6 protein-coding genes are annotated in these 8068 nt (G+C 63.2%); 3 read left to right on the forward strand and 3 right to left on the reverse strand.

The window, feature by feature from the left end:
* Nucleotides 1-149: 149 nt before the first annotated feature.
* Nucleotides 150-983, forward strand: a complete 834-nt coding sequence (locus tag BDW41_RS11350) for an oxidoreductase (RefSeq protein ID WP_074547379.1) — start codon at nt 150-152, stop codon at nt 981-983.
* Between the two features lie 170 nt (nt 984-1153).
* Here BDW41_RS11350 and BDW41_RS11355 read toward each other — a convergent pair whose 3' ends face one another.
* On the reverse strand, nt 1154-2650 hold the full coding sequence (locus tag BDW41_RS11355) for a hypothetical protein (RefSeq protein WP_233496840.1): 1497 nt from the start codon (nt 2648-2650) through the stop codon (nt 1154-1156).
* A gap of 998 nt (nt 2651-3648) precedes the next feature.
* Here BDW41_RS11355 and BDW41_RS11360 point away from each other — a divergent pair.
* Together BDW41_RS11360 and BDW41_RS11365 are read left to right on the forward strand one after the other, a co-directional pair.
* Nucleotides 3649-5343 carry a hypothetical protein gene (locus BDW41_RS11360; RefSeq protein WP_233496841.1) on the forward strand — a complete coding sequence of 565 codons (1695 nt, stop codon included), beginning with the start codon at nt 3649-3651 and terminating at the stop codon, nt 5341-5343.
* A 159-nt stretch (nt 5344-5502) separates the two neighbouring features.
* Nucleotides 5503-6939 carry an IS1182 family transposase gene (locus BDW41_RS11365; RefSeq protein WP_074547376.1) on the forward strand — a complete coding sequence of 479 codons (1437 nt, stop codon included), beginning with the start codon at nt 5503-5505 and terminating at the stop codon, nt 6937-6939.
* 120 nt (nt 6940-7059) lie between these two features.
* Here BDW41_RS11365 and BDW41_RS11370 read toward each other — a convergent pair whose 3' ends face one another.
* Both BDW41_RS11370 and BDW41_RS11375 read right to left on the reverse strand, forming a co-directional pair.
* Entirely contained in the window at nt 7060-7539 is a 480-nt protein-coding gene (locus BDW41_RS11370) for a hypothetical protein (RefSeq protein ID WP_074547375.1), read from the reverse strand.
* Between the two features lie 208 nt (nt 7540-7747).
* Nucleotides 7748-8068 (reverse strand): HigA family addiction module antitoxin (locus tag BDW41_RS11375; protein ID WP_146217339.1); only part of this gene is annotated, 321 nt, incomplete at its 5' end.

Genomic DNA, 8068 nt, shown 5'->3' on the forward strand with positions numbered 1-8068 from the left:
GGCGGGCCGCAGCCGTCGGCGCGGACTGAATCGTTTTGCCGCCGACATTGGGATTCATAGAAATAGGCAATAAAACCAGCAGAAATGGCGTCCAGTGGGGACCTGCCGATGGGTATTGTGCATCCTCTCACCCATCAGGAGCCATCGCCATGTCGGCAGCCAAAACCCTACTCATCACCGGCGTCAGCAGCGGATTCGGCCGGGCGCTCGCGCAGGAGGCGCTGGCGAGGGGACACCGCGTGGTCGGAACCGTGCGAAGCGAACCGGCGCGCCAGGCATTCGAGGCGCTGGTCCCGGGCAACGCCGTCGGCCGCGTGCTGGACGTCACGCACGCCGATGCGATCGATGGTGTCGTTGCCGAGATCGAGCACAACGTGGGCGCGGTGGACGTGTTGATCAACAACGCCGGCTACGGCCACGAAGGCATACTGGAAGAGTCGCCCCTGGAAGAAATGCGCCGCCAGTTCGACGTGAACGTCTTCGGCGCCGTGGCCATGATGAAGGCCGTGGTGCCCTACATGCGCAACCGACGACGAGGCCACATCCTCAACATCACCTCGATGGGCGGCCACATCACCCTGCCCGGCATCGCCTACTACTGCGGCAGCAAGTTCGCGCTGGAAGGCATCTCGGAAGTGCTCGGCAAGGAAGTCGCACCACTCGGCATCGCCGTCACCGCCGTGGCGCCCGGCTCCTTCCGCACCGACTGGGCAGGACGCTCCATGGTCCGCACGCCCCGCGCCATTCCCGATTACGACGAGCTGTTCGATCCCATTCGCGTGGCGCGCCAGCAGAAAAGCGGCAAACAGCTGGGCGATCCTGCAAAAGCAGCACGCGCCATGCTGGACATCATCGCCAGCCCCTCACCGCCTTCCCATCTGTTGCTGGGCAGCGATGCGCTGGAACTGGTCCGCAGGAAACTGGCTGACCTCGCCGCCGAGATCGATCAATGGGAAACCGTATCGCGCTCGACGGATGGCTGATCGCATCTACGTAGCCCGGATGAAGCCAACGGTGTAATCCGGGATCGCCGGCCGCCCACACATGCGCAAACACGCAAACGTTGCCGTGCCCCGGATTCCCGCTTCGCTTCATCCGGGCTACTTCAAGCCTCGTGCCCTCAGCCCAGAGGACCGAGGGCACGGCCGGATGATTACTGACAGGTGGAGAACTTGAACGATTCCAGACGCGTGCTCCAGTTGAACGAGCCCGTCGTCCTGAGGTACTCGTTGGTGTACCAGAACGTGCAGTCATCCGCCGGGTCGACGGTCATGGCGCTGTAGTCGCCCCAGCGCGAGAGGTTGTTGCCGCTCTGCGAACCCAGGCCTTCGATGATGCTGCTTTCCGCCTGCATCGTGTTCAGCGGGTCCGTCGCCAGACGGCCGGTGTAGCGGATGGCCGGGTGGATCGCGCTGCTGGACGCGCTGTAGCCAAGCGCCATGTTGCCCTGCTTGTCCATGGCGACCGAGCCCAGCCAGCGGAACGTAGTGTCGGGTGCGAAGGTGGACTGCTGGTACACCACCGGCGCCGTGCCCGGATTGCGGATTTCATACCAGCGCACGCCCGTGTACGGGTTCTGCTTGGTGGTGCCGACCTTCACCGAATGCGTGGCGACAAGCGCTTCGTGATCGGTGAAGTTGCGGTACGCCAGGCGGAACATCATGCGATCGCCCAGCGAATCCAGCTTCTGGTTGGTGCCGGACTGGGGCACGCAGGTGCCGCCACCGCAAGCCGTGGCAAAGGACGCCACCGGCAAGGCCGTGGGGCCGGTCAGCGTGGTGTTGGCCGTGTTGGTCCAGTCGACGTGGAACTTCCACAGGTTCAACTGGCCCGCCGTGAAGTTGATCAGGTAGTTCGGCGAGCCGGCCGGCGGTGCCGTGGAACCATCCAGGTCGGACGGGAGCACGCCGCCGTAACTCGTGGACAACTGGAAGCATTGCTGCGTGGCCGCGGCACCGCTCAGCATCGCATTGCGGTCGTAGGCGCACAGCTTGGCGCCGGCGAACGTATTGCCGTTGAACATGTTGAAGGTTTCGTAATACGCGTCCGGCCACACGCCCATCTTGGGGTAGTCAGGGAACACGTTGCCGTAGGGGAACGCGTAGCGGTAGTACGCACCGGTGGCATCACTGGTGGCCGAAACGGCCACGCACTCGTAGTACGGCGCCGCCGTCACGGCAAACTGGGAAATCACCCAGCGGCCGGCGGCCTTGTCGTACACCACCGTCGCATCGCCGTCGTTGTCGGTTTCGCATGGGCCGCCAAAGCCCGACCACAGCGTGTTGGTGGCTACGGGCCCGTAGACCACATTCTTGGTCGACTTGTCGAACACCGCGAAGCCGCTGTTGACGATCTGCACGTACTGGGTGGCACCCACGGCACCGTTGGTATCCGGCGGCGCACTGTTTACCGTGAAGGTACCCTGCGGGCCACTGAAGCCGTTGCCGACGCCATCGACACCGGAACCGGCTGTGGGCGCGGCCACGCCGCTGGTTCCGCCTTGCACGGCACCGTCCGTCGGATTGCCCGGGCCATCCAGCCACGGCAGCGGACGCGCGGGATGGTTGTGGCCGCTCTTGGAGAAATCGTCAGGACGCGGCATCACGCCACGCAGCGAGTGAAGCTGATCGTGCTGTACCGCAGAGGTCACTTCAGGCGCGGATTGCGTATCCGCGTGAGCCGTGCCCGCCAGACTCAAAGCGATGGCAGCGCAAAGCATGCTGCAGCCAAACCCGGTTGCTCTCACAAACATGAGTCCCCTCCAGTCAATGTCATGACTTACGAAAAGGCCGGATTGCGCATACGACGCGTACGGCCGCGGTGATGACCGCAGCGCAACGCTCAGAACCGGAATCCCCTCGTCGAAACACTGCATCCCTGCAGCGCCTCCCCACGGCGAAGGTGCGCAGGACCTTGCGCCGCCATCCTTGCCGTCAGCTTTCAAGGCGCCGAGAAATCGAGAAGAACATCGGCTTATGTGACGCGTTCAACGCATGAGTGGAGATGACGGCAAATTCACGATGAAGGGAGTACCGCCGCACCTCAACGTGAGCGAGGCAAGCCTGTCGATCAGGGTTTTCGAGAATCAGCCAAGGCGAACGGCCTCATGTCGTTCGTGGCATCAACGTGTCCCATGGCAATGGGTGTCGTCCATGCGCATCGGCACGGCTGGCGATGCATGAGGGATCTCATGCACAGCGCCGCGAATGCCGTATCGCCAGCGTGCATGGCGTCCTCTCTCCCCTTCCGTTGATCGAGTGCCAGACGCCAAAAACTGCTCAGACATCTATTGCCTTGTCTTGCTTCAGGTTCACGCCAGCTAGACGGCCCTGCCCTTCGATCAATGGTGGGCACGTGCGAATGCGAGTATCGTCCCGCCCGCATATGCCACATATGCAAACGTGCGCGGACGCATGCCGGTGCTGCCGGCATCAGCGTTTCTGCAGGGGGCGCGGTCACCTAACGCAACGAACGGGAGACTGTGTAATGAAGACCCGACTGCTCATCGCAGTGTCTGCCATGGCGTTCGCAACGTGCGCCTTGGGTGCAAGTCCAGTCACGCTTTCATTGCAACGCGGCAATACCACCGTACCGAAGACCACGCCTCTCGGGGGCGAGCCACTGACCAGCCTGGAACAGGACCCGGCCATGAGTTCCGGCGACGCCGACTCGGGCGATGGCGGCGATCTTGGATCAAAGCCCGTGGTCAATCGCACCATTGCCCACGGCCGTTCCGGCGTCAACCGCATGGGCATAGCCAAGCGCGCAAAGTCGAGCCCCGAACTGCTGGGCGGTTTTGATGGCCTCAACTTCCACGACCAGCGCTACGCCAATGGCGGCAACCAGTTCTCGGTGGAACCGCCCGACCAGGGCTTGTGCGCGGGCAACGGATTCGTCATGGAAAGCGTCAACGACGTGCTGGCCATCTATGACAGCGCCGGCAACAAGCTCGTCGGGCCAGTGGACCTCAATACCTTCTACGGCTACCCCGCAGCGATCAACCGCAGCACGGGCGCCTACGGTGCCAGCATCACCGACCCATCGTGCTACTACGATGCCGACACGCAACGCTGGTTCCAGGTGGTGCTGACGCTGGACCGCGTGGGCACGACCTCGGCGCTGTCCGGCAACAATCATCTGGACATCGCCGTCAGCCAGACGGCCGACCCGACCGGCGCATGGAACATCTATCACCTGCCCGTGCAGAACAACGGCACGCAAGGCACGCCCGATCATGGATGCGCCGGAGGCTTCTGCCTGGGCGACTATCCGCATATCGGCGCGGACGCCCATGCGGTATTCCTGACCACCAACGAATTCGCGGTCTTCGGCAGTGGCTACTACGGTGCGCAGATCTACGCCATCTCCAAGCAAGCGTTGGCATCCGGTGCCGCCTCGCCGAACGTGGTGTTGTTCAACGCCGGCGACCCCAGCATTCCCGCACCCGCGTTCACGGTGTGGCCCGCCATTTCGTCCGGCGGACAGTACAGCGGCGCGCACGGCGGAACCGAATACCTGCTCAGTTCGGACGCCGTGTTCAACGACTCGGGCACGTCGAACCAGATCTGGCTGTGGTCGGTATCCAACACGCAGGCCATCGACAGCATGCCCACGGCCTTGTCGCTCAACGTCTCGGCGCTGGCCGTCCAGACATACGGCGTGCCCAGCAGCCTCGTCCACCAGAAGCCCGGCAGCACGCCCTTGCGTGACTGCTTCGCCGTGACCGGCTGCGCGCCGACCTATCTGGGCTATCCCAACATCGTCTATCCCGCGCCGCGCGACCTGGCGGTGAACGACTCACGCATGCAACAGGTGAGCTACGCCAACGGCAAGCTGTGGGCAACGCTGGATACCGACGTCCTGCTCGGCGACGGCAGCCATGGATCGGGCGTGAGCTACTTCGTCATCAACCCCAACTCCGGCGGACTCTTCGCCAACGGCACGCTGTCCCTGCCCGACGCCAACCTGACCTATGGCGCGGCAGCCGTCACGCAAAGCGGACGCGGCGTCATCGCCTTCACGGTGGTCGGGCCCAACGATTATCCGAGCGCGGGCTACGCAAGCCTGGATGCAAAGGCAGGCGCTGGCGACGTCCATATCGCAGCGGCAGGCGCCGGCCCGTGGGACGGCTTTACCGGCATCCCCTACCTCGGCAACGGCCGTCCACGCTGGGGTGACTACGGCGCGGCATCAGCCGACGGAAACACGATCTGGCTCGCATCCGAGTACATCGCACACACCTGCACCCTCGCCCAATACCTGACCAGCCCCCTGTTCCAGTGCGGCGGCACCCGCGGCGCACTGAGCAACTGGGCCACACGCATCTCGGCTATCCAGCTCTGAACTTTTGGCAAGTGTAGCGGAGGGCGCGATGGGGGAAACCCTGTCGCGCTCTTTTTTATGGCTGGGGAATATGGAGTGGCTGCTTTGGGTCCAGCCTGTGTGAAAACACCCCGTAAGCGAACGCACCGATCCTAGCGCCATACCAAGCCGGAGTGTCGCATGAAGCGATTCGTCGAAGGGGTGGATCGGTCGCAGAGCGTGCTGTTTCCCGAACGGCTGGACGACTACATCGATGAGGACAATCCTGTCCGCGTGGTCGATGTCTTTGTCGATGAGCTGGATCTTGGCGAGCTGGGCTTCGATGGGGTTTCACCGGCCGCCACCGGGCGACCCGGTTATCACCCAGCGATGTTGCTCAAGATCTATATCTACGGCTATCTCAACCGCGTCCCTTCCAGTCGCCGCTTGGAACGCGAAGCACAACGCAACCTGGAACTGATCTGGCTCACCGGCCGCTGTGCACCCGACTTCAAGACCATCGCGGACTTCCGCAAGGACAACGGCCCGGCCATCCGTCGCGTGTGTAGCCAGTTCGTGCTGTTGTGTCGTCGTCTGAAGCTGTTCACCGAGGCTGTGGTCGCGATCGACGGCAGCAAGTTCAAGGCCGTCAATGGACGCGATCGCAATCTCTCCGAGGCCAAGCTCAAGGCACGTCAGGCGCAACTCGACACCAGTGTGGCGCGCTATCTGGCGGAGCTCGATCGCGCCGATCGCGACCCTGGCCGGCTACCGGAAGCACGCGTCGCGCACCTCACGCAAAAGCTCGCCACGGTGCGCGAGCAGATGCAGCAGCTCGACGGACTGGGCGAGCGCATGCGCCAAGCGCCGGACCAACAGCTCTCGCTGACTGATCCCGATGCACGCGCCATGGCCACGCACGGTCGTGGTTCGGGCGTCGTCGGCTACAACGTGCAGGCAGCCGTCGATACCCAACATCACTTGATCGTGGCACACGAGGTCACCAACGAAGGCCACGATCGCGATCAGCTCGCCAGCATGGCCGGGCAGGCACGCGACGCCATGGGTCACGACGCGCTCACCGCGCTGGCCGATCGGGGCTACTACAAGAGCGAGGAAATCCTTGCCTGCGAACAGGCGGGCATCACGCCGCTGGTGCCTCAAAGCCAGACGTCCTCCAGCGCTGCGGCGGGTCGCTTTACCAAGCAGGACTTCCATTACGACGCTGACACCGATAGCTATCGATGTCCCGCCGGCAACGTCGCCACGCGCCGCATGAGCACGAACGAGAACGGCAAGACGATCCACGTCTACTGGTCGTCGGCGTGCCCGAGTTGCCCGCTGCGTGCCAACTGCACCACCAGTCGTTATCGGCGCCTGCGCCGCTGGGAACACGAAGCCGTGCTGGACACGATGCAGCGGCGGCTGGACGAACACCCCGGCGCGATGCGCGTACGACGACAGACCGTCGAACACACCTTCGGCACCCTCAAGGCGTGGATGGGCTACACCCACTTCCTCACGAGAACGCTGCCATGCGTGGCGACAGAAATGAGTTTGCAGGTATTGGCTTACAACATGAAGCGGGTGATGAAGATCCTCGGTGTGCGACCACTACTGCAGGCGATCATGGCCTGATGAAACGTCTTCCGCTCATTGCACTGCTCGCGCAATGAGCGCCGCCATGTCACTACCGATAACTTCCGTTTTGCGTTTTCACACGGCCTCGGTCGAAAGCAGACATCTACACACTTGCACTCAGCCCTGGGCTTCAACTTGTTTTGAGGCGTAGATGAGCCAGGCGAGGAACACAAGATGAAGGCCCAGCGCTACCAATGCCCCATACCTATTGAGGTTCAGCAGTATGGACATGAGCACCGCCATGTACCACAAACCAATAACCAGCGACTTCCGAAAGGTGGCTCGCGGCGCGATCCGCCCCACGCTCCTCTGACCGATTTTTGTGGAAAGCATCAGTGCCGGAATACCGATTACAAGCGCGGCTACAAGGCCAGGCACCTTGGGGCCGGAAAATCCCTGTGCCCATTGCCGTATCGGGCCCATGAAGTCGTATAGCCAAAAGCTGATTGCGGCGAGGATGGTCAACACGATAGCGAACAACCAAGTTGCCACGAGCAATACAGCTTTGAATCTGCGGCCATCTGCGTTATCGAATGCTCCTATCGACGTGCACTGGATAAACAGGTAGTCCAGCGCCCGCCTAACCTTGAGAAGCATATTTCCCCCTTCCGCATTCAACGCCCAAGTCCGCTACGGGACGAAAGCAGACCTCGCCAGCCTATAGCCACCAAGCCCCCGGTGCTGCGGTCGTCACCGGCGGGTTGATCGGGCCTGACGGAAGCGATGTTCAGCCCGGCTGGGTTCCGCGGTTATTCGCTGCGCTTTGGAAAAAGCACGCTACCTCCTTGCCCGCTCTCTCGCAATGTCATGAGTCGCCGCGCGCGGGGCGGGCCCAGCTGTCCTGGCGGCGGCTGCACTCGACGCGCAGCAGGTCGTAGCGCGCTTGCAGCGCGAGCCAGTAGAACGGGCTGGTGCCCAGGGCGGCGCTGAGGCGGAAGGCTTCCTCGGCGTACAGCGGTGCGCCCTGCATGATGCTGCGCAAATGCCATACGGGGATGCCGCTGCGTTGCGCCAGGCCACGCGTTTTCCATGCCATGGGGCGCAGGTAGTCTTCGCGCAGCACGGCGCCGGGGGCGCGCACGGGCGCGGTGGGGTCCAGTTGCATCTGCGGGTGCAAGGGCACCGG

The sequence above is a fragment of the Dyella sp. AtDHG13 genome (assembly GCF_003201105.1).
Taxonomy (GTDB): Bacteria; Pseudomonadota; Gammaproteobacteria; order Xanthomonadales; family Rhodanobacteraceae; genus Dyella; species Dyella jiangningensis_B.